General features: G+C 69.0%; 18 protein-coding genes. 9 read left to right on the forward strand and 9 right to left on the reverse strand.

All coding sequences use genetic code 11. The annotated features are described in order from the left end of the window. Positions 1-31: 31 nt before the first annotated feature. From ACJ8AN_RS21605 to ACJ8AN_RS21615, 3 genes are all read left to right on the forward strand, one after another. On the forward strand, positions 32-1,183 hold the full coding sequence (locus ACJ8AN_RS21605; protein WP_407757308.1) for a serine/threonine-protein kinase: 1,152 nt from the start codon (positions 32-34) through the stop codon (positions 1,181-1,183). After that, positions 1,180-2,130, forward strand: a complete 951-nt coding sequence (locus ACJ8AN_RS21610) for an RluA family pseudouridine synthase (RefSeq protein WP_407757309.1) — start codon at positions 1,180-1,182, stop codon at positions 2,128-2,130. Before ACJ8AN_RS21605 ends, ACJ8AN_RS21610 begins: the two co-directional genes overlap by 4 nt. A gap of 91 nt (positions 2,131-2,221) precedes the next feature. After that, on the forward strand, positions 2,222-3,439 hold the full coding sequence (locus ACJ8AN_RS21615; protein ID WP_407757419.1) for a DNA polymerase IV: 1,218 nt from the start codon (positions 2,222-2,224) through the stop codon (positions 3,437-3,439). 194 nt (positions 3,440-3,633) lie between these two features. Here the strand turns inward: ACJ8AN_RS21615 and pcnB are convergent, their stop codons facing one another. Continuing rightward, on the reverse strand, positions 3,634-5,397 hold the full coding sequence (gene pcnB, locus ACJ8AN_RS21620; protein ID WP_407757420.1) for a polynucleotide adenylyltransferase PcnB: 1,764 nt from the start codon (positions 5,395-5,397) through the stop codon (positions 3,634-3,636). Between the two features lie 77 nt (positions 5,398-5,474). Between pcnB and ACJ8AN_RS21625 the strand changes: the two genes are divergently transcribed. Continuing rightward, positions 5,475-6,494 (forward strand): NAD-dependent epimerase/dehydratase family protein, encoded by a 1,020-nt coding sequence (locus ACJ8AN_RS21625; protein ID WP_407757310.1) that lies wholly within the window; start codon positions 5,475-5,477, stop codon positions 6,492-6,494. Positions 6,495-6,518: 24 nt separating this feature from the next. Here the strand turns inward: ACJ8AN_RS21625 and ACJ8AN_RS21630 are convergent, their stop codons facing one another. Further along, positions 6,519-7,418, reverse strand: a complete 900-nt coding sequence (locus ACJ8AN_RS21630) for a Uma2 family endonuclease (protein WP_407757311.1) — start codon at positions 7,416-7,418, stop codon at positions 6,519-6,521. A 212-nt stretch (positions 7,419-7,630) separates the two neighbouring features. Here ACJ8AN_RS21630 and yjjX point away from each other — a divergent pair, with 212 nt between their 5' ends. Continuing rightward, positions 7,631-8,164, forward strand: coding sequence for an inosine/xanthosine triphosphatase (gene yjjX / locus ACJ8AN_RS21635; RefSeq protein ID WP_407757312.1), 534 nt, complete (start codon positions 7,631-7,633; stop codon positions 8,162-8,164). Positions 8,165-8,171: 7 nt separating this feature from the next. On the opposite strand, the gene ACJ8AN_RS21640 is transcribed toward yjjX, so the two are convergent. From ACJ8AN_RS21640 to ACJ8AN_RS21660, 5 genes are all read right to left on the reverse strand, one after another. Next, positions 8,172-8,507, reverse strand: a complete 336-nt coding sequence (locus ACJ8AN_RS21640; protein ID WP_407757313.1) for a hypothetical protein — start codon at positions 8,505-8,507, stop codon at positions 8,172-8,174. Next, a complete protein-coding gene (locus ACJ8AN_RS21645; protein WP_407757421.1) occupies positions 8,504-8,836 on the reverse strand; it encodes a 4Fe-4S dicluster domain-containing protein in 333 nt (110 codons plus the stop codon). Before ACJ8AN_RS21645 ends, ACJ8AN_RS21640 begins: the two co-directional genes overlap by 4 nt. Positions 8,837-9,084: 248 nt before the next feature. After that, positions 9,085-9,903, reverse strand: a complete 819-nt coding sequence (locus ACJ8AN_RS21650) for a nitrate reductase cytochrome c-type subunit (protein WP_407757314.1) — start codon at positions 9,901-9,903, stop codon at positions 9,085-9,087. Then, positions 9,900-12,320: a molybdopterin-dependent oxidoreductase gene (locus tag ACJ8AN_RS21655; RefSeq protein ID WP_407757315.1), complete on the reverse strand. Its 2,421-nt coding sequence runs from the start codon at positions 12,318-12,320 to the stop codon at positions 9,900-9,902. The genes ACJ8AN_RS21650 and ACJ8AN_RS21655 overlap by 4 nt, the downstream gene beginning before the upstream one ends. Before the next feature lie 3 nt (positions 12,321-12,323). Then, positions 12,324-12,569, reverse strand: coding sequence for a hypothetical protein (locus tag ACJ8AN_RS21660; protein ID WP_407757316.1), 246 nt, complete (start codon positions 12,567-12,569; stop codon positions 12,324-12,326). 259 nt (positions 12,570-12,828) lie between these two features. On the opposite strand from ACJ8AN_RS21660, the gene ACJ8AN_RS21665 reads away from it, so the two are divergent. Genes ACJ8AN_RS21665 through dsrP form a run of 3 tightly spaced genes read left to right on the forward strand, consistent with a single transcriptional unit; the run spans position 12,829 to position 15,610 of the window. Next, a complete protein-coding gene (locus ACJ8AN_RS21665; RefSeq protein ID WP_407757317.1) occupies positions 12,829-13,425 on the forward strand; it encodes a hypothetical protein in 597 nt (198 codons plus the stop codon). Next, positions 13,418-14,323 (forward strand): 4Fe-4S dicluster domain-containing protein, encoded by a 906-nt coding sequence (locus ACJ8AN_RS21670; protein ID WP_407757318.1) that lies wholly within the window; start codon positions 13,418-13,420, stop codon positions 14,321-14,323. The genes ACJ8AN_RS21665 and ACJ8AN_RS21670 overlap by 8 nt, the downstream gene beginning before the upstream one ends. Before the next feature lie 3 nt (positions 14,324-14,326). Next, complete coding sequence (gene dsrP / locus ACJ8AN_RS21675) at positions 14,327-15,610, forward strand: sulfate reduction electron transfer complex DsrMKJOP subunit DsrP (protein ID WP_407757319.1); 1,284 nt, start codon at positions 14,327-14,329, stop codon at positions 15,608-15,610. A gap of 612 nt (positions 15,611-16,222) precedes the next feature. Here dsrP and ACJ8AN_RS21680 read toward each other — a convergent pair. Continuing rightward, positions 16,223-17,659, reverse strand: a complete 1,437-nt coding sequence (locus tag ACJ8AN_RS21680) for an ELWxxDGT repeat protein (protein ID WP_407757320.1) — start codon at positions 17,657-17,659, stop codon at positions 16,223-16,225. Positions 17,660-17,864: 205 nt separating this feature from the next. Between ACJ8AN_RS21680 and ACJ8AN_RS21685 the strand changes: the two genes are divergently transcribed. Further along, the gene (locus ACJ8AN_RS21685; RefSeq protein ID WP_407757321.1) at positions 17,865-19,283 is read left to right on the forward strand and encodes a galactose oxidase-like domain-containing protein; all 1,419 of its coding nucleotides are present in this window, start codon (positions 17,865-17,867) and stop codon (positions 19,281-19,283) included. On the opposite strand, the gene ACJ8AN_RS21690 is transcribed toward ACJ8AN_RS21685, so the two are convergent. Beyond that, complete coding sequence (locus ACJ8AN_RS21690; RefSeq protein ID WP_407757322.1) at positions 19,284-20,066, reverse strand: sugar nucleotide-binding protein; 783 nt, start codon at positions 20,064-20,066, stop codon at positions 19,284-19,286. Between the last annotated feature and the right edge of the window lie 20 nt (positions 20,067-20,086).

Below are 20,086 nucleotides of genomic sequence, written 5' to 3' on the forward strand. Positions count from 1 at the left end.
ACCCAACAGGGTATCTAGGATCTCCGACTTGATGCGTCCCAAGCTCATCGGTCCCTATCGCGTCCTCGAGACGCTCGGAAGTGGAGGCATCGGGACCGTCTATCGGGCCATGGATGGAAGGACCAACGACGCGGTGGCGCTCAAGCTGCTGTCGGGCGGCCCCGCCATGGACTCGCGGGCGGCGAAGCGGCTGGTGCGCGAGTTCGAGACGCTCACCGACCTCAGCCACCCCAACGTGGTGAAGGTCTACGACACCGGCGTGTTCCAGAGCTCGCCCTACCTGGTGATGGAGCTCATCGAGGGGCTGACGCTGCGCGACTACCTGTCGCTGCGCGCCGAGGACATGCACTCCACCAGCTCGGGCTCGCGGCGCTCCCCGTTCGCGCTGAGCCAGGCGTCGGGCGAGGGCCTGGAGGCGGACTCGGACGAGGGCGGCCCCGGGCTGTTCGACCTGTCGGCCTTCGCCGAGGAGGCGCCGAGCGGGGAAATGGGGTCCGCGTCCATGCGCTTTGGCCTCTCGGACCCGGCGGCGCGGCTGCCCGTGCCCCTGGAGCCGTGGCTGGACACGGACTCGTCGGACGACGTGGATCCGCTCGACTTCGAGCTGCCCTACGACGTGGCGGGGCCGGGCGCCGAGCCGGTGAAGCGCGAGACGGCGAAGCGGCTGGAGGAGCTCAACCGGCCCGAGCGCGTGGGCCGCCTCAAGGACGCGCTGCTGCAGGTGTGCGAGGCGCTCGCGTACATCCACGCGCACGGGCTGGTGCACCGCGACCTCAAGCCCTCCAACATCATGGTGGACGAGGACCGTCAGGTGCGGCTGATGGACTTCGGGCTGGCGAAGTTCCTCGCGGACGACGCGGGGATGACGCTGGACGGGCGCATGGTGGGCACGTTCCGCTACATGCCGCCGGAGCAGATTCTCGGCGAGCCGCTGGATGGACGGGCGGACCTCTACAGCCTGGGAGTCATCGTCTACGAGCTGATGACGGGCCGGGTGCCTTTTGACGCGAAGTCGCCGGTGGATTTGTGGCACAAGGTGCTGGAAACCGAGCCCCCACCGCTGCTGGCCATCAACCAGAGGGCCGATCCGCAGCTGGCCCGGGTGGCCCATCGCCTCATCCGCAAGGAGCCGGACGACCGGTTCCAGACGGCCGAGGAAGTGTACGAGGCACTCTCCGAGTGAGCACGACGGGAACGACGCACACGCTGGTGGTGGAGGCAGGGAAGGCGGGGCAGCGGGTGGACCTCTTCATCGGAGAGGCACTCGGGCTGTCGCGGGCGAAGCTCAAGCGGCTCTTCGACTCGGGCGCGGTGAAGGTGAACGGCCGGGCGGCGAAGAAGGGGCTGCTGGTGGCCGCCGGGCAGAGCATCACCGTGGTGGTGCCGGAGGAGCGGCGCGAGGTGGTGCCAGAGCCCCAGGCGCCCCTGACGGTGCTGCACGAGGACGCGGTGCTGGTGTTCGTGGACAAGCCCGCGGGCCGGCCGTCGCATCCGCTGCAGCCGGGAGAGACGGGCACGGTGGCCAACGCGCTGGTGGCGCGCTACCCCGAGTGCGCCGAGGCCTCGGAGGACGAGCGCGAGGGCGGGCTGTGCCACCGGCTGGACATCGAGACGTCCGGGGTGATGGTGGCGGCGCGCACGCGCGAGGCGTGGACGGCGGTGCGCGAGGCCTTCGGGGGCCGAGAGGTGGACAAGCGCTACTGGGCGCTGGTGACGGGGCCGCTGGCGGACGACGGTGAAATCGACCTTCCGCTGCGCCACCACCCGAGACACCCGGACCGGGTGGAGCCCGCGCTGGAAGAGGGCGACGGCGCGAGGGCGGCGCATTCGGAGTTCAAGGTGCTGGAGCGCTCGGGGGAGTACAGCCTGGTGGAGGTGCGCATCTCCACGGGCGTGCTGCACCAGGTGCGCGCGCACCTGGCGGCGGTGGGGGCGCCCATCGTCGGGGACATGCTGTACGGCGGGCGCGAGGAGCCGGGCCTGAGCCGCTTCTTCCTGCACGCGAAGGCGCTGGGCGTGACGCACCCGGAGACGAAGCAGCCGGTGCGAGTCGACAGCCCCCTGCCGGCCGAGCTGCTCGCGGTGCTCGAGCGCCACGCCCTCCCGGTGCCTGCTCGCCCATCACCTTGACGACCACGCGCTTGCGCCGCTGGCCATCGAACCCGGCGTCGAACACCTGCTGCTCGAGCGCGCGTCAGAGGGGTCCAATACAGTGAATCCGATGCGGGCCATCATCCACGTGGACATGGACGCCTTCTATGCGTCGGTGGAGCAGCGGGACAACCCGGAGCTGCGCGGCAAGCCGTTGATTGTCGGCGGGGACGCACGGCGGGGCGTGGTGGTGGCCGCCTCGTACGAGGTGCGCAAGTTCGGCGTGCGCAGCGCCCTGCCCATGGCGAGGGCGATGAAGTTGGCCCCGCACGCCGTGGTGGTGAAGCCCCGCTTCAGCGCGTACAGCGACGCGAGCGAGCAGGTGTTCTCCATCTTCGAGCGCTACACACCCCTGATCGAACCGCTGTCGCTGGACGAGGCCTTCCTGGACGTGACGGCGTCGGTGGGGCTGTTCGGCACGCCCGCGGACATGGCCCGGCGCATCCGCAAGGAGATCGCCGCGGAGACGGGCCTGCCCTCGTCGGCGGGCATCGCCGCGGTGAAGTTCGTGGCGAAGATCGCCTCGGACGTGGCCAAGCCCAACGGCCAGCGCGAGGTGCGCGCGGAGGAGACGGTGGCGTTCCTCGCGGGGCTGCCGGTGGGGCGGCTGTGGGGCGTGGGGCCGAAGACGGAGGAGGCCCTGAAGCGCTCGGGGCTGGAAACCATTGGCGACGTGGCCCGGCGGGACGTGGCGTGGATGGAGGCGAAGTGGGGCTCGAGCGGGCGCCACCTCTGGGAGCTCGCGCAGGGCATTGATTCCCGGGAGGTGGTGCCGGACCGCGAGGCCAAGAGCGTGGGCGCCGAGGACACCTTCGACGAGGACCTCACGGGCCTGGAGGCACTGAGCCCGCACGTGCACGCGCAGGCGCTGCGGGTGGCCCGCCGGCTGCGGCGCGCGGGCGTGAAGGGACGCGTGGTGCAGCTCAAGCTGAAGTTCTCGGACTTCACGCTGATTACCCGGCGCATCACCCTCCCCTCGCCCACCGATGACGGACAGACGCTCTACCGGGTGGCCAGGGAGCTGCTGGAGAAGGCGCACGAGGACAAGCCGGTGCGGCTCACCGGCGTCTCCATGCAGGAGCTCGGGATGGGCGGAGAGGAGCGTCAGCTCGGCCTGTTCACGGAGCCGGAGAAGCCGAAGAAGAGCGACAAGCTCAACGCGGCGTTGGACCGCATCGCCGAGCGCTTCGGGACGAAGGCGGTGACGACGGCGGACATCGCGGGCCACTCGGATTCGGACGTGGACCCGGAGCCCGAGCGTCCCAAGAAGCCCAAGCGCCCCAACTGAAGCCGAGCCATCCGCGCGACGTGTGGCTCCGCGCCATGCGCATCGTGGTGGACGAGCCCTACCCCGCCGGCTCGACGGCCCCCCGGGTGGACATCGCCGCGTTCGACGGCGAGCAATGCACCTACACCCTCTCCGTCTGAGGGGGCTCGGCCCCCGCTGAACGGGGGCACCACCCGGGAGAGGCGTGGAGCGGGTCAGCCCTCGTCGGACTCGGAACCGCTGTCGGAGTCGGCGCCGAGCTCGCCACCGGAGTCGGAGCTGGACTCGAAGTCGTCGCCCGCGTCCCCGGAATCGCCCGCGTCGTCGGAGTCGGAATCGGAATCGGAATCGGAGTCACCCGAGTCCGCGGCCTCGCTCCCGGAGGACTCGGCGCCCCCCGCGGACGCAGCGGCGGAAGCGCCCTCCCCTGCTCCGGCCTTGCTGCGTCCACTGCGACGGCGGCGGCGCCGGCGCTTGCGAGGAGCATCCCCCTCGGGGGCGGCGCCCTCGGTGGGCTTGGGCTGGGGCACCTCGCCGCGCTTCCACGCCTCGAGCGTCTCGCGGTACTGGCCGGTGGCCTCGACGGAGATCTCGAAGACGGTGAGCGCGTCGGCGAAGAGCGGGTGGCGGCGGAACGCCCCGGTGCGGCGGCGGCGCTCGCCGGTGAGCGTGCGCTGGGCGATGAGCAGCAGCCGGCAGCGCTCGGCGATGCGGCGGGGCAACCGGGCCGTCTGGACGAACTCGGCGAGCAGATCCTCGATGCCCTGGGCCACGGAGGGGCGGACCGCGGGATCCTGGCTCTCCACGATGGGGCCGGCCTGCGCGATGGGGACGAGCAGCGCCGCGAGCAGGATGGCGTCATCCAGCGGCTCGCCGGAGGACACGCGCCGGTCGAGCGCCTCGGCGTAGGCGTAGAACGTCTCCCGGCCGCGGCGGCTGTTCTCCTTGAAGTAGGCCGCCACCGGAGGCAGCAGCACCTTGAGCGCATCCAGCGCCGCGAGCAGCCGCAGCGTGGGAGCGGCCACGCCGCCGCGGATGAGACGGAAGGTCTCCTCCAGCAGGCGCGCGGGGGCGCACCGGGGCAGGTCCTCGACGGCACCTTCCATGGCCGCGTAGGTGCGCGACTCGATGTCCAGGCCCAGCTTGGCGGCGAAGCGCACGGCACGCAGGATGCGCACCGGGTCCTCGCGCAAGCGGATTTCGGGGTCGCCGATGGTCCGGATGTAGCGCTCGTCGAGGTCGCGCCGGCCGCGCACGTAATCAATCACCCGGCCCTCGGCGACGTCGTAGAACAGGCCGTTCATCGTGAAATCGCGGCGGCGGGCGTCCTGCTCGGCGGTGCCGAAGACGTTGTCGTGCGTGATGAGCAGGTCCTGCGACTCCTCGCCCTCGCCGCCCTCGGCCTCACCGTTCTCGGCGCCGGTGTCCGCCACGTTCTCGACAATGGCGGCGTCGAGCTCGGTGGGGTTGGCGCGGAAGGTGGAGACTTCGATGATCTTCCCGCCCTTGAAATAGATATGGGCGAGCCGGAAGCGCCGGCCGATGAGGCGGCAGTTGCGGAAGATGGCGCGCACCTCACCCGGGTGGGCGCTGGTGGCGATGTCGAAGTCCTTGGGGGTGCGGCCCAGCAAGAGGTCTCTCACGCACCCGCCCACGAAGTAGGCCTGGTGGCCATGGGAGTGCAGGCGGTGGATGACCTTGAGGGCATCCGGGTCGAGCTTGCCGGGATCGATCTCCGCGGGCTCGCCGGAAGGGGTGGTGTTGGAGAGGTACTCGGTGTCGGTGAGGCTGTCCTCGGGGAGGGTCTCCGTGAAGGCGGACATGGGTGTGGGGTTCTCCTCCGCGGGCTCGGGGAACGGCAGCACCTCGAGGGGGTCCAGGGACCCGACCTCGGAGATCACAACCTCGCGCGCGTCATCGGGCGCAGGCTGGAGCGTCGGTTCACCGGCTGGCGGTGTTTCAGTGGAGTCTCGCGTCATCTCGCGGTTGACGCCCCGTGGGGGGCGCATCTAAGGGGCACGACCTATAGCGCATCCTCCCCGGAAGGGAGTAGCACATGAAGACTTTGTTGACGGGGGCAACAGGACTGGTCGGGGCCAACCTCGCCCACCTGCTGTGCGAGCAGGGGGTGCGCCCCCGGCTGCTCGTCCGGGAGCGCAGTGATCGCCGGGGGTTGCGCGGGCTGAGCTACGACGAGGTGCTCGGCGACGTCCTGGACGCCGACACGCTGCGTGGGGCCATGAAGGGGGTGGAGCGGGTCTACCACGTGGCGGGCGTCGTCCGTTTCGATCCCTTTACTCGGGAGGATATCTCCCGCATCAACGCCCAGGGGACGCGGAACGTTCTGGACGCGGCGAGGGCGGCGGGAGTGCGGCGGGTCGTGGTGGTGTCGAGCGTGGCGGCGGTCGGCCACGGGACGCTGGCCGAGCCGGCGACCGAGGACGCGCTCTACAACTACGAGGGGGACAACCCCTATCACGAGTCCAAGCGGGAGGCCGAGCGCCTGGCACTGGAGGCCTCGGGGCCGCTGCTGGAGGTGCTGGCGGGCAACCCGAGCTTCGTCCTGGGCCCCTACGACGTGCGGCCGTCCACGGGGGAGCTGCTGCTCTTCGTGGCGAAGGGGATTGTGGCGGTGTACCCGAGCGGCGGCGTCAACGTGGTGAACGCGCAGGACGTGGCGCGAGGGCTGAAGCTCATCATGGAGAAGGGCCGCCCGGGGGAGCGCTACATCCTGGGGGGAGAGAACCTCACCTTCCGCGAGTTCCTGACGCTTTGCGCGGAGGAGGCGGGGGTTCCGCCGCCGAGGCTTCCGCTGCCGGACGGAGTGGTGAAGGCGGTGGGGCGGTTCGGGGACGTGATGGGGAGACTGTCACCGGACCTTTTCAAACACGTGAACACGGCGTTCCTGCAGGCGCTGCCGTTACCGGCGTACCAGTCCTCGGCGAAGGCGATGCGCGAGCTGGGCTATCAGCCGAGGCCGGTGCGGCTCGGCATCCGCGAGGCGCTGCGCTGGTTCCAGGAGGAAGGAATGCTCCCGAGGGACCGCCCACTGACGCCCCGAGGTGTCGTGGGTTGAGCCGTCTCCCCTCCCCAACCCCCCTCACCCTCCTCCCCGCTTGAGGCGCTCCAGCTCGGCCTGGGACTCCGCGAGGCGCCGCTCCAGTTCCTCGCGTCGCCGCGTCTCTTCCTCCCGCCGGCGCGTCTCTTCCTCCCGGAGCCGCGTCTCTTCCGCCAGACGCCGCTCGGCATCCTGGCGCTGCCGCTCCGATTCCTGGCGCTGCCGCTCCGTTTCCGCCAACTGACGGGCTTCCTCGTCCGCGCGTTGCTCCAGCGCCACCATGGCCGCTTCCATGCGGGAGATGAGCTCCTCGTACTCCAGCAACAGCGCATGGCCCGCCCAGAAGCGCAGCCGCCCCTCCTCCACCTGCAACTCCAGTCCCAACACCTCCGAGGCGTAGCGGCCCCGCTCCGGCGCGATGGGGACGTACTCCCGGGCCTCGGGCGAGGGCAGTCGATAGCCATACAGCCGCTGCCGGGCCCGGTCGTAGATGAAGTATTCGGGGATACCGAGGCGCGCGTAGCGCTTCACGTTGTACTCGGCGTCCTTCTTCCTATCCCCGCCGACGTGCACCTCCAGCACCCAGTCCAGCCCCTTGCCCTCGTGGCTCACCACCCACTTGCTGCGCGGGTGCGATTCCGCGTCCAACACGGCCACCAGATCCGGGGCGAAGCGGCGCTCGGCCGGGTAGTACACCGGCAGCTCCGAGCCCAGGTACACCCGCCGCCGTTGCCGGGTGAAGTAGCCCTTGAGCGCCTGCAACGCGCCCATCTTCGCCTGGGAGTGGAGGTCTCCCTCGGGCATCGCCATCTCGTCCCATGTCACCTCCCCGGGTAGCTCCTCCACCACCCGGGCCCGCTCCACCTCGCTCATCCTCGCCCACTCTTCCCGCGAGGGCGCCCGGGGAAAGGCGTCCTCCCGCTCCTGTTCGTCCCGTGCCATGCCCCTCAGGGTGCGGCACCTGACCTGTCCGGTCAATCTCCCCGGAGCAACCCATGAGCAAGGGGTGGGCCAGGAGACACAGGCCCGCCGCTCCGAGTGCACGACACAGCGCGAAGCCCGGTGCTTCCGTCCCGGTCCACGGACACCTGGCTCCATTCGCCCAGCCGAGTTGCTTCACCCGTCGCTCCGCCCTCTGTGCTAACCCGAGTCCCATGTCTTTCATCATCGCCATCGGCTCGACGAACCCGGCCAAGACGACGGCCGCGAAAGCCATCTGTGAGAAGGCATTCCCCGGCTGCACGGTGGTGCCCATCGACGTGCCCAGCGGAGTGCGCGAGCAACCCATTGGAACCCAGGAGACCTCGACGGGAGCGCGCAACCGGGCCCGGGCGGCGCTGGCCGCCGTCGAGGGCGCTCGGATGGGTATGGGCTTCGAAGGAGGCGTGGACCCGGACGGGAGCCTCATCAACTGCGTGGCCGTGGTGGAGACGGGGGGCCGGGAGAACATCACCTGGGGGGTGCGCTTCCCGCTGCCTCCGGCGGTCGTCGCGCGGGTCCTCCAGGGCGAGGAGCTGGGCCCGGTGATGGACGCCGTCTCCGGCCGGACCGACAGCAAGAAGCACCTCGGGGCGATCGGCATCCTGAGCAACGGCCTCTTCACCCGCGCCGAGATGTGGCAGGGCCCGCTGGCCTGCGCTCTGATGCCCTTCCTGCACCCGGAGCTCTACCCCGCTCCGGAAGCGTAAGCCCGCCCTACCCTTCGAGCTTGTGCTCGATGCGGATCAACCGGATTCCCCGAGGCGTGTGCATCAGGGTGTCCCACCAGTGGGTCCCGGCGTACCAGTAGCGGAGCTGCACTCCGACGACCCGCCGCTCGCGAAGTGCCTCCAGGGCCTCGGCGAGCGGAACGGACTTCCCGGAGGCCATGGCCGCGGAACCGCCCTTGAGCAGCACCTCGTCGACGACGGCACAGTGCTGGAGGTCCCGGAACAACTGCTCCAGCGTCTCCGCATCGAGGATCGCGTCCTGCAACTGGGGCAGTGCGGTGTTCTCGTGGGTGGCGTTGGCGAGGCGGAGGCCTGTCGTCATGGAGTGGGGGTCTGCTGAGGGGAAGGAAGGAACTCGAGGGCATTGAGCGGAGCCGGGCACATCTGAACGCAGAGGCCACAGCCGTTGCACCGCGACGCCTCGACGCGTGGGCGGCCCATGTCGACGGAGATGGCGCCCTCAACGGGGCAGCGCTCGGAGCAGGTGCTGCAGAACGACCCCTGCCACGCGAGACAGAGCTGGGACCACACCCTCACGGCCATTCCAGCCATGGGAGCGGCGCTCCGGCCCGGCCCAGGAGCGGAGACATGCTCCGGAGTACGGAGGACCTCGGGGGTCTGGGCCACGACGGGAGACTCGGACGGAGCCATGCCGATCCGGCTGATGCCCTCCTGGGGAACGACGAGCCCCTCACGCAGGGAGAAGACCGGGATGCTGCTGCCCGTCGCCTCACCGGCCTGAGCGCGAGAGGAATAGAAAGCCTCGAGCGAGAACCCACCACCGGGAGCAGGCACGGGAGCCGGAGCCGGAGCGGGCACCACCAGAACCGGAGGCTGGGGCTCCTCCTTCTTCCGGAGGAATCCGAGGAGCGCACGGCGGCTGAGGGTGGCCTGGGAGCTCACGGGTGCGCCTCCCTGGCCACGCCTGGAGGCGGAGTCTCCCCTGCCCCGACGGACGCCTCGGGAAGTGCCTGGACGCGCTGATCGAGCCGCGCCGAGGACGCATGGCACTGCTGGCAATTCTGCCTCTCGGGGTGCGAGGTGCGCAGCCCGGGGAGACCCTTGGGCCCGTGACAGCTCGCGCAGTCGTTCCGCATCAGCGTCGGATGGGGCATGGTCGGCGGAGCCCCTGGCCAGGCGCGCTCGCCAGACCCGGCCGAGGCCAGCCCGACAAAACCATTCCTCGGCAAATCCTTGTACGGAGCCAGCGGGCGGGGCGAGTCCCCCACCACGTGGCACTGCGTACAGCTCTGATACGGCGGATGGCTGATCTTCGGGGCCTCGCGGTTGCCCAGCTTCATTCCCTCGCCGTGGCAGGCCAGACAACCGGGGACCTCGCGTTGATCAATCTCATGCGGGATGGTGGGCGGGGCTCCGTCATAGGCGCGGTGTGTCTTGCGTTGAGCCACGGCCTGCGCGCGCTGCCCGGGAGTGGCCACGGGCAGCGGATTCACCGGGAACGGCTCCTCGGACAAAGCAGCAATCGCTCCCTCGTACATGCGCGCGTTGGCACCGCGCCGCAGCTCGCGCAGCTCGCCATAACCCGGAGCGCGCTCGGCGCGTTGCGCGTGCGGATCCGAGGCCACCGGACGCTCGGGCATCTCGGGCTCGCGGAGGCCCGCGAAGTAACCGGTGGCCGCGAGCGCCACCGCCACGGCGGCGCCCACGTGGAGCCAGCGCGCCCCGAGGCCACTCCCCTGTTCGCCGCCGGTGCTCATCCCTTCGTCTCCGCGAAGCGCTCACGCGGACGCACGCGCGCCGCGCACTTCTTGTAATCAGGCTGCTTGGAGAACGGATCATGCTCGTCGAGTGTGAGCCCGTTGATGAGCAGCCGCTCGTCGAAGAAGGGGACGAAGAGCGAGCCCTCGACGGGCTCCCCGCGCCCGCCAAGCCAAACAGGCAGGTCGAGCGACCCGCGCCGCGTCTCCACCGTCACATACTCCCCGTTCTCCAGCCCGAGCCGCCGCGCGTCGGCGCGGTTCATCTCCACGTACGCCTGGGGCATGGCGCGCTGGAGCTGCGGAATGCGCATGGTGATCGAGCCCGTGTGCCAGTGCTCGATGACGCGGCCGGTGCACAGCCAGAAGGGGAAGTCGGCGTCGGGGGACTCGGGAGGGGGCTCGTAGGGTTGGAACCAGATCTGCGCCCGGTCGTCGTGCGAGGGCGAGTGGTAGAACTGGATGGCGCGGCCCTTCTTCACATACGGGTCGTCGAAGCCGGAGAAACGGAAGCGCGTCTCGCGCCAGCTCCCATCCGGCTGCTGCACCACGGGCCAGCGCAGACCGCGTGCCTTCACGTACTCCTGATAGGGCGCCAGATCCTTGTGCTTGATGCGAGTCGTCTTCCGGTACTCCTCGAAGAGGTGCTCGTCGACGTTGACGTCGTAGTAGTGGGCGAAGTCCCAGGTGGGGACAGGCTTGCCCTCCCTGCCCTTCACCTCGAAGAGGAAGCGGCCGTCCTTGTCCTTCATGCCCGCGAAGCCGAGCTCGAGGAGCCGGTGGGCCACGGCCTGAATCTGCCAACCATCATCACGGGCCTGTCCGGGGGGCTGCACCATCTTGAACCACTGCTGGGTGCGGCGCTCGGAGTTACCCACCATGCCATTCTTTTCAACCCACATGGCCGATGGCAGCACGAGGTCGGCGATGCGCGTGGTGGCGGTCGGATAGACATCCGAGACGATGAGGAACTTGTCCGCGAGCTTGCGGCTGGGGTCCACCAGCTTGTGCGTATTGGGAAGGCTCTGGGCTGGGTTGGTGACCTGGACCCAGATGGTGTGGATGTCGCCGCCCTGCTCGGTGGGCGTGGAGAAACGCTTCCACATCTCCACGGTGTGATAGCCAATCTTGTCGGAGACACGGCCCGCGGGGACGTTCCAGATCTCCTCCATCTGGGCGCGGTGCTCGGCCTTGGCGACCACGCGGCCACCGGGGAGCGCATGGGAGAGCGTGCCCACCTCGCGCACGGTGCCACACGCGGAGGGCTGGCCGGTGAGGCTGGTGGGTGCATCGCCCGGCTTGCCGAAGTGCCCGCTGAGCAGGTGCAGCCCATGGAGCAGGCTGTTCATCGCCGTGCCCCGGGTGTGCTGGTTCGGACCCATGCACCACAGACTGGTGATTCGGATATCCCTCCGGCCGAAGAGGTCGGCCAGCATCCGCAGGTCCTTGGCGGAGACGCCGGAAATCTGCTCCACCTTCTCCGGGGTGTAGGGCTTCAGCAGCTCGCGGTACTCCTCGAGGGAGATGGCCTTGCCCTCGAGCGTGGGAGGCGTGCTCGCGGCGCGGAAGGCACAGTTGGCCTCGACGAACTCCTTGTCATGGGTGCCGTTCTCCATCAGCAGGTGGGCGATGCCACACGCGATGGCCAGGTCGGAGTTCGGCTTGAAGCGGAAGGAGTAATCACAGAAGCCGCTGGTGCGAGTCTTCCGGGTGCCAATGTCGATGAGGGTGACCTTCTCTCCGCGCGAGCGCCGGTCGATGACGCGCGAGAACAGAACGGGATGCATCTCCGCGGGGTTGTTGCCCCACATGATGAGCACATCACAGGCGTCCAGGTCGTCGTAGCAGCCGGCGGGCTCGTCCACGCCGTAGGTGGCGAGGAAGCCCGTCACCGCCGAGGCCATACACAGACGCGCGTTGGCGTCGATGTGGTGCGTGCCCAGACCCGCCTTGACGAACTTCGAGGCGGCGTAGCCCTCGGGGATGGTCCATTGGCCGCTGCCGTAGAGGCCGAAGCCCTTGGGGTCCTTCAGCACGCGGCGGGCAATGATATCGATTGCCTCCTCCCAGCTGATGGGCACCTGCTTGTCACCCTTGCGCAGCAGCGGCGTGGTGAGCCGGTCGCTCCCATACAGGGCGAGCCCCACGTGGTAGCCCTTCACGCACAGCAGGCCCTTGTTCACCGGGGCCTTCTGATCTCCGGCGATGGCCACCACCTTGCCGTTCTGCACGCCCACCTGCACGTGACAGCCAGTGCCGCAGAAGCGGCAGGGCGCCTTGTTCCACTCCACGCCGTTGCCGTTGCGCGCGGCGACAGACGGCTCCACGCCTGCCCTGTCCTGCCCGTACGCGAGGCGGCTCGCGGCGAGCGTCGCCGCCGTCATGGCCGTGCCCTTGAGAAAGTCCCGGCGATCCATGGCTCAGCGCTCCTCCTCGGAGAAATCCACCATCACGACATCCACGAAGCTCACCCCGGGGACCTCCCGCAGGGACTCGGCGAGCGCCTCGCCCTCGGAGAGGCTGCGGGTCTCGGTCACCACCGGAAGCCAGCACCCGTTCACGGGGGAGCCCAGGGTGATGCGGGAGTCCCGAGCGACCTCGGCGAGCGCGAGCGCCCGTCTGTCGGGCGAGGCATCAAGGGTGAGCACCAGGCTACTGATAGGCATGCAGGCTCCGTCCCCAATCGGGGCATGGTCCCCCAGAGCAAGAGGCGGACCATCCCGGCTCCCAGGCGGTGCTCCCGCGCGCGGCGGCGGCCGGGCGCGAACGCGGCGCAAAGCCTGCGCTCAAAGTTGTCGCTCACATGCAGGGTTTTCGCGAGCGGGCGAGAAACAAGGCCCCCCTTCCCGGCGTGCGCACAGGGCCGAGCGGCGCTGGCACGGGCGCTGCTTTGCGCTGCCGTCCGTGGAGAGCCCTCTCGACAGATTGATGCGCCCGGTACTCGCCGCCGTGCTGCTCGCGCTCGGCGGATGCGGGAAGGACCAGCCCGCGCGCTTCCAACCGCCCCCGGGAGCACCGGCGGGTAAGGAGACCCTCCACCAACCGGCGAAGCTCACCTCCGTCGAGAGCGACCAGAAGGACGCGCTGGGCCGGCCGCTTCGCGTGGCGTGCGAGACGTGCCATTCGATGCGTGAAACGAAGCCGATGCCCTCGCGGCCCGAGCAACTGAAGGAGTTCCACCAGGGCCTCCAGTTCCGCCATGGGGAGCTCGCCTGCACCTCGTGCCACCAGGCCCAGCAGCCGCGCTCGCTGCACCTGGCCACGGGCGAGCCGCTGCCGATGACGGAGGCGGTGACGCTGTGCGCGCAATGCCACGGGCCGCAGTACCGCGACTACAAGGCGGGGGCGCACGGCGGCATGACGGGCCACTGGGATTTGTCGCGGGGAGACCGCACGAGGAACAACTGCGTGAGCTGCCACGACCCGCACACGCCGAAGTACGCGGGCGCGCATCCGGTGATGCCTCCGCGCCACCCATCCGCTCCCCCGGATGCGAAGGAGGAGGCCCAGGGCCATGAGTGACACCGTCTCGCGCCGTACCGTGATGAAGGGCGTTGGAGCCACACTCGGGGCCACGGCCTTCGCGCACGCGATGGCCCCGCTCACCGAGTGGACGCAGGACCTGAGCGTCGATCAATTCCTGCAGAAGCATTACAAACAGCTGACGCGCGACGATCTGGCGCGAATCCTGGTCCACCTGAAGGCCGAGGCGAAACAGCAGTACGGCCGCGACGTGGACATCCGGGATTTGCCGCCGCAGGAGGGCGTGTCGTTCGGCTACGCGCTGAACCTGAGCATCTGCATCGGCTGCCGCAAATGCGCCGAGGCGTGCCACCAGGAGAACAACCACGACCGGCGCACGGGAAACTCCTACATCCGGGTGCTGGAGATGCAGCAGGGCAGCCTGGACCTGGAGCACGGGAACGCGAACTACGACCACCCGGTGCCGGCCGAGGGCAAATACTACCTGCCGGTGCAATGCCACCAGTGTGACAACGCGCCGTGCGTGAAGGTGTGCCCCGTCCAGGCGACGTGGAAGGAGCCGGACGGCATCGTGGTGGTGGATTACAACTGGTGCATCGGCTGCCGGTACTGCGAGGCGGCGTGCCCCTACCACGCGCGGCGCTTCAACTGGACGAAGCCGGAGATTCCTCCCGAGGAAATCAACCCGGACCAGGGCTACCTCTCCAACCGCGTGCGTCCGCAGGGCGTGGTGGAGAAGTGCACCTTCTGCCTGCACCGCACGAGGGACGGCAGACTGCCGGCGTGCCTGGAGGCGTGTCCCACGGGGGCGCGGGTGTTTGGCAACCTGTTGGATCCGAAGAGCCCCATCCGCTGGGTGCTCGAGAACAAGCGCGTCTTCGTGCTGAAGGAAGAGCTCGGGACGCGGCCTCGCTTCTTCTACTTCTTCGACAAGTGAGCCATGGCTGCTTCCCGTCACCTGCTCGACTACCCGCGGTTCCTGGCCCGGCTGCTCTGGATGAGCACGGATGGGAGCTGGCGCTTCTACACGTGGATGACGGTGCTCACGGCGATCACGCTGGTGGGCGCCAATGCCTGGGCGCATCAACTGGCCAGCGGCATGGCCCTCACGGGGATGAGTGACCATGTCTCGTGGGGCCTGTACATCGCCAACTTCACCTTCGGGGTGGGCCTGGCGGCGGGCGCGGTGATGATGGTCATCCCCGCCTACCTGTACCACGACCACGAGATGCACGACGTCACGCTCATCGGCGAGCTGCTCGCGGTGGCGGCGATCTTCATGTGTCTGTTGTTCATCGTGGTGGACATGGGGCGGCCGGACCGCTTCTGGCACATCCTGCCGGGGCTCGGCCGGTTCAACTGGCCGGTGTCGATGCTCTCGTGGGACGTGGTGGTGCTCAATGGCTACCTGCTCATCAACCTGCACATCTGCGGCTACCTCATCTACATGAGGTTCCTGGGCCGGAAGCCAGACAAGCGGTGGTACCTGCCGTTCGTCTTCCTCTCCATCTTCTGGGCCATCAGCATCCACAGCGTGACGGCGTTCCTCTACAGCGGGCTGGGCGGGAGGCCGTTCTGGAATTCGGCGCTGCTGGCGCCGCGGTTCATCGCGTCCGCGTTCATCACCGGCCCGGCGTTCGTCATCGTGCTGCTGCAAGTCATCCGCCGCTTCACGAGGCTGCCCATCGGCGAGGGCCCGCTGCGCACGCTGACAGCGGTGATGCGGGTGACGGTGCTGCTCAACCTGTTCATGCTGGGCTCGGAGATGTTCACCGCGCTCTACACGGGAGGCTCGCATGCCACGGCGGTGCGCTACCTGTTCTTCGGCTCGCACGGGCACCACGCGCTGGTGCCGTGGATCTGGACGGCGGTGGCGCTGAACCTCGCCTCGGCGGTGGTGGTGCACCTGCCGGCCACGCGGCGCCACGTGGGACTGCTCAACCTGGCGTGCGCGCTGGCCTTCGTGGGTGTCTGGATCGAGAAGGGAATGGGCCTCATCATCCCCGGCTTCGTCCCGAGCACCCTGCACGAAGTGGTGGAGTACGTGCCCACCCTCACCGAGTGGAAGATCACCGCGGGCATCTGGGCCTTCGGGCTGATGGTGCTGACAGTAGCGGTGAAGGTGGCACTGCCGGTGCTGAGCGGCCAGTTGGCGGCCTCGCACGCCGGGCACACGCACACCGAACACGGTGACGAGGCCCCAAAGGCACAGCAGGCCGCATAGCGCCAACGCGGGTTCGAATCCCTTCGGGGACACTGAAGGCCAAGGCCGGAAGCTGTGGAATCCCTTGATGGAGAACAGCGACCTGATTAGGGGCCGTGCGCCGAGCCGGTACACCAGTCGTGCAGCCCACTTGGGACACACGCCTGCCTTGGCCGCTGTCCCATGAGCGACTCTACGACTCTTCAATCCACTTGATGGCCTTCTCTGCCGTCATGATCGTGTACTGCCCAGGGCCAGAGATCGAACCAGTCCGGAAGAGAATGTAGGCACGGGCGCCGAGCCACTCAGCCTGCCTCTGGAGCCGCTCGCATTCCTCAATCGTCACGCACGCTTTGTCCTTCCCACTCTTCACTTGAACGACACTGCGGACGCGGTTCGTGGCGGGGTTTTTTACCATCAAGTCCGCAGGCCCCAGTGAGCGGTCCATCCCTGGGGGGCTCACCATGAAGTCAGGCTGTCGGCGCTGGAGCCACTGGGCTGCGAGTCTTTCAGCCTCTTTGCCATTCCGTTGGCTTCGCTTTCCCATGAAGTACCTCGTGAGACGGAGGATGCGTGTCAGCAGCGCATGGGTGATGACGCCTAGCGTCCACAGGACCTCTCCTGGCGGGTGGCTCAGCGCTCGCGGTCGCAGTGGCCTCCGGACTTGAAGGGCAGCACCCACGGTTCCTCGCCGTGGGTGCCGTCGTCGGCGGCGAAGAAGACATCCCAGCCCGAGCGCACGAAGTCCCTCGGATTCGACGAGCCCGGCCCCGGCGCGAGCTCCTCGAGCCCCACCGTCCCCGCGCGAGAGCCATCACTCATCCACGGCTCACGGCCGCGCCCCGCCGTGTCCGCGCTGAAGAACAGGTAGCCATCGATGGCCGTCAGTTGCTCCGGTGACGAGCCTGCCCCACCCCGCTCGAGGTCCGCGAAGAGCGAGGTCCCTGAAGCCGTCCCGTCGCTCACCCACAGCTCGCGTCCGCTCGTCCCATCATCGGCGGCGAAGAAGAGCCTGCGTCCCAGCACCGTCAGGTAGCCGGGTGACGAGGCCTCGGAGCCGGTGCGGATGTCCTTCACCCGCACCGTCCCCTTCGTGGTGCCATCGCTGCGCCACAGCTCGCCTCCAGTGGACTCATCGCTGGCGCTGAAGAACAGCCGCCCGTCCATCGCCACCAGGTCGCCCACCGCCACGAACGACCCCACCTGCACGGGAGGCCGCCCCTTGTCCGTCACCTCCAGCTCGGCCATGGCGTCGTCATGGGCCGAACCCGTGATGAAGAACAGCCGCTTGCCCACCGGCGTCAGCTTCTCGATGAAGCTGCCCGAAGCCGGCACCCTGCGCAGCTCGACGGCACCCGGGCCTCCATCGCTCCGCATCAGCTTCATGAAGAGGTCCTGCTCGACGAGGAAATAGAGCGCCCCATCGCCTCCCCGCGTGAAGGCGAAGGGGCTCGTGCCCTCGGGGCCCGGCTCGAGGTCCTCGACCATGAAGGTGCCCGCGGGTGTGCCATCGCTGCGCCAGAGCTCGCGCCCGTGCTCCGCGTCTCCCGCCGCGAAGTAGACCAGGCCCTTGTATTCATACAGCGAGCGCGGGAACGAGCCCGTCTCTCCGGGCCAGAGGTCCTTCACCAGGTGGGTGCCCTCGGTGGTGCCGTCGCTCACCCACAGCTCGCGTCCGTGCTCCGGGTCCTCCGCCGCGAAGAAAACCCTGTCTCCCACCTGCGCGAGCTCCGCGGGCGCCATGCCGGTCGGCCCGAGCGGAATGTGCCTCACGAGGGCGGTGCCCTTGCCCCCGGAGCCGCTGCTCCTCCACAGCTCGCGCCCCTCTCCGTTGTCGGCGGTGAAGAAGAGGAGACGGCCGCCGCGCACCAGTTCCCACGGCTCCGAGCCCATCGTCCCAGGAGCGATGTCCTCCAACAGCGAGGCCGTGCGTCCACAGGGAGCCCAGGCGCTCGCCTCCTGGGCGGACGTCGAAGCACTTTCCTCCCGCGAGAGCCGCGCGTCGGAAGGAGCCTGGGAGCAGCCCGCGAGCAGGGCCAGCGCAAGGGAGAGCGGTCGCCAGCGACTCATCGAAGTCTCCTGGGTGGGGAGGTTGGCCCACCAATCTGGGAGCACGGCGGCCCCAGCCCACCCGTGCACCGGTCCATGACGAGTTGCTTGCACCTGACAGTTCCACCGGGTGTGCGTCGCCCACCGGGTGCTGGCTCGAACCCGGGGGCTGATTGGCAGGCGGCTCCTCCCCCTTAGGTTCTGACGCCTGGACCCGGAGACAGCCATGTCGATGAAATGCTTCCTTCCTCGGATGCGGGGGCTCGCGGTGTCACTCGCCGCGTGTGCGGTGCTGGCCACGCCGGCCCGGGCGCAGACTCCCGCGGACGTAGGTCAGTGGTCGGGCCGCCTGACCTGGCCCGTCTCCGCCACCCATACCCATCTGCTGCCCAACGGCCTGGTGATGTTCTTCGGCGAGTTCGCCGAGGGAGATGACCCCCCGCAGCTCTGGAATCCTTCCACGGGCGCCCTCAGCGCGGTGCCCGTAGCGGGCTACAACATCTTCTGCTCGGGCCACTCGTTCCTCGCGGACGGGCGGCTGCTGGTGACAGGCGGGCACATCGAGAGCCACGTGGGGCTCAACGACGCGAGCCTCTACAACCCCTTCACGAACACCTGGAGCCGCCAGCCGGACATGAACGCGGGGCGCTGGTACCCCACCAACACCACGCTCCCCAATGGAGATGTGATGGTGCTGTCCGGGGAGATGAACGGCACCGGTGACATGAACCTGCTCCCGCAGCGGTTCCTCGCGGCCAGCAGCACGTGGAGGAACATGACGACCGCGCAGTTCAAGCTGCCGTACTACCCGCGCATGTTCGTGCTGCCCAATGGCCGGCTCTTCTACGCCGGGCCCCAACGCGGCACCCGCTTCATGGACACGAGCGGCACCGGGGCCTGGAGCACGGGGCCGCTGAGCAACTTCGGCACGCGGAGCTACGGGCCCGCGGTGTTCCTCGATGGCAAGGTGGTCCTCATCGGCGGGGGAGATCCGCCCACCGCCACCGTCGAGCAGATCGACTTCAACACGGCCTCGCCCGTGTGGCGGTACATGACGTCGATGAGCACGCCCCGGCGCCAGCACAACGCGGTGCTCCTGCCCGACGGCACGGTACTCGTGGTGGGAGGCAGCCGGGGCAGCGGCTTCGATGACAGCAGCTCTCCCGTCTTCCAGGCCGAGCTGTGGAACCCCGCCACCAATCAATGGAAACGGCTCGCCAGTCAGTCCATCTACCGGGGCTACCACTCCACCGCGCTCCTGCTGCCGGACGGGCGCGTGCTGAGCGCGGGAGGCCGTCACGAGCACACCGCGGAGGTCTTCTCGCCGCCCTACCTCTTCAAGGGAGCGCGGCCCGCCATCAGCTCGGCGCCGAGCGTGGTGGCCCCCGGCTCGAGCTTCGTCGTCGCGACCCCGGACGCGAGCCGGGTGACGAAGGTGACACTCATCGCCATCGGCTCGGTGACGCACGCCTTCGATGAGAACCAGCGCCTGCTCACCCTGGGCTTCACGCGCGGCAGCACCGGCGTCACCATCACCGCGCCCGCCAACAACAACCTGGCCCCTCCGGGCTTCTACCTGCTCTTCCTGGTGAATGACGCGGGAGTGCCCTCCATCGGCCGGATGGTGCGCATCTCCACCGGGTGATCAGCGCAGGCCCGGCAGACGGGCCTTCAGCGAGGGCAGCACCACGCGGTCGTCCATCATGCGCTGGTCGAACACGAAGTGCTCGGTGGGCTCCACGTTCCAGTGGCCCCCGTGCCGCTCGTTCAGCGCGCGGACGATCTCGTAGTAGGACCAGCGCTCGTTGGCGTCGAGCATGTAGAGCCCCGGCTCGGCCCACGCGAGCGCCTGCAGCGCCCGCACGGTGTCATCCAGGAAGGAACAGGCCGGGAGCCAGCGCGTGCTCGCCTCCACCCGCCCCTTCTCGCGCATCTGCGTCTCCAGCGCGGCGAGCATGTTGTTGCCCGAGGGCCTCGCGTCGATCTGCCACCCCAGCCGCGCCACGCGGGCCTCGGGGTTCTGCTGGAAGACGCGCTCCTCGGCGCGCCGCTTCTCGTACCCGTAGCCCTCGGGGGCCTCCGGCTCCGAGTCCACCGTGAAGGGCCCGCGCGCGTTGTTGGAGAACACCATCGCCGTGCTGGAGAACACGAAGCGCACGCCGAGCTGGCGGGTCATCCACGCGAGCTCGCTCGTCCACTCGTAGTTGATGAGCCAGGACTCGTTGGACCGGCCGGTGGAGCGCGAGGCGATGGCCAGGTGGAAGAGCACGTCCGGCGCCACCGAGCGCACGAAGCCCTCCATGGCCCAGTAGTCGTCCACCGGGACACTGCCGCGGTCCCAGCGGACCACCTCGACGCCGTGGCGCTCCAGGTCCTCGCACAACCGCGAGCCGACGGTGCCGTTCGCACCCGTGACGATGGCCTTCATTCCCGTGTCTCCCGCTCGCG

Source organism: Archangium sp. (assembly GCF_045802675.1).
GTDB lineage: Bacteria > Myxococcota > Myxococcia > Myxococcales > Myxococcaceae > Archangium.

What these genes read in the sequence shown, in the direction of transcription:
- ACJ8AN_RS21605 (WP_407757308.1), top strand. Translation starts at nt 32, where the DNA reads ATGCGTCCCAAGCTCATCGGTCCCTATCGCGTCCTCGAGACGCTCGGA.
- ACJ8AN_RS21615 (WP_407757419.1), top strand. Translation starts at nt 2,222, where the DNA reads ATGCGGGCCATCATCCACGTGGACATGGACGCCTTCTATGCGTCGGTG.
- pcnB (WP_407757420.1), bottom strand. Translation starts at nt 5,397, where the DNA reads ATGACGCGAGACTCCACTGAAACACCGCCAGCCGGTGAACCGACGCTC.
- ACJ8AN_RS21625 (WP_407757310.1), top strand. Translation starts at nt 5,475, where the DNA reads ATGAAGACTTTGTTGACGGGGGCAACAGGACTGGTCGGGGCCAACCTC.
- ACJ8AN_RS21630 (WP_407757311.1), bottom strand. Translation starts at nt 7,418, where the DNA reads ATGGCACGGGACGAACAGGAGCGGGAGGACGCCTTTCCCCGGGCGCCC.
- yjjX (WP_407757312.1), top strand. Translation starts at nt 7,631, where the DNA reads ATGTCTTTCATCATCGCCATCGGCTCGACGAACCCGGCCAAGACGACG.
- ACJ8AN_RS21640 (WP_407757313.1), bottom strand. Translation starts at nt 8,507, where the DNA reads ATGACGACAGGCCTCCGCCTCGCCAACGCCACCCACGAGAACACCGCA.
- ACJ8AN_RS21645 (WP_407757421.1), bottom strand. Translation starts at nt 8,836, where the DNA reads ATGGCTCCGTCCGAGTCTCCCGTCGTGGCCCAGACCCCCGAGGTCCTC.
- ACJ8AN_RS21650 (WP_407757314.1), bottom strand. Translation starts at nt 9,903, where the DNA reads ATGAGCACCGGCGGCGAACAGGGGAGTGGCCTCGGGGCGCGCTGGCTC.
- ACJ8AN_RS21655 (WP_407757315.1), bottom strand. Translation starts at nt 12,320, where the DNA reads ATGGATCGCCGGGACTTTCTCAAGGGCACGGCCATGACGGCGGCGACG.
- ACJ8AN_RS21660 (WP_407757316.1), bottom strand. Translation starts at nt 12,569, where the DNA reads ATGCCTATCAGTAGCCTGGTGCTCACCCTTGATGCCTCGCCCGACAGA.
- ACJ8AN_RS21670 (WP_407757318.1), top strand. Translation starts at nt 13,418, where the DNA reads ATGAGTGACACCGTCTCGCGCCGTACCGTGATGAAGGGCGTTGGAGCC.
- dsrP (WP_407757319.1), top strand. Translation starts at nt 14,327, where the DNA reads ATGGCTGCTTCCCGTCACCTGCTCGACTACCCGCGGTTCCTGGCCCGG.
- ACJ8AN_RS21680 (WP_407757320.1), bottom strand. Translation starts at nt 17,659, where the DNA reads ATGAGTCGCTGGCGACCGCTCTCCCTTGCGCTGGCCCTGCTCGCGGGC.
- ACJ8AN_RS21685 (WP_407757321.1), top strand. Translation starts at nt 17,865, where the DNA reads ATGTCGATGAAATGCTTCCTTCCTCGGATGCGGGGGCTCGCGGTGTCA.
- ACJ8AN_RS21690 (WP_407757322.1), bottom strand. Translation starts at nt 20,066, where the DNA reads ATGAAGGCCATCGTCACGGGTGCGAACGGCACCGTCGGCTCGCGGTTG.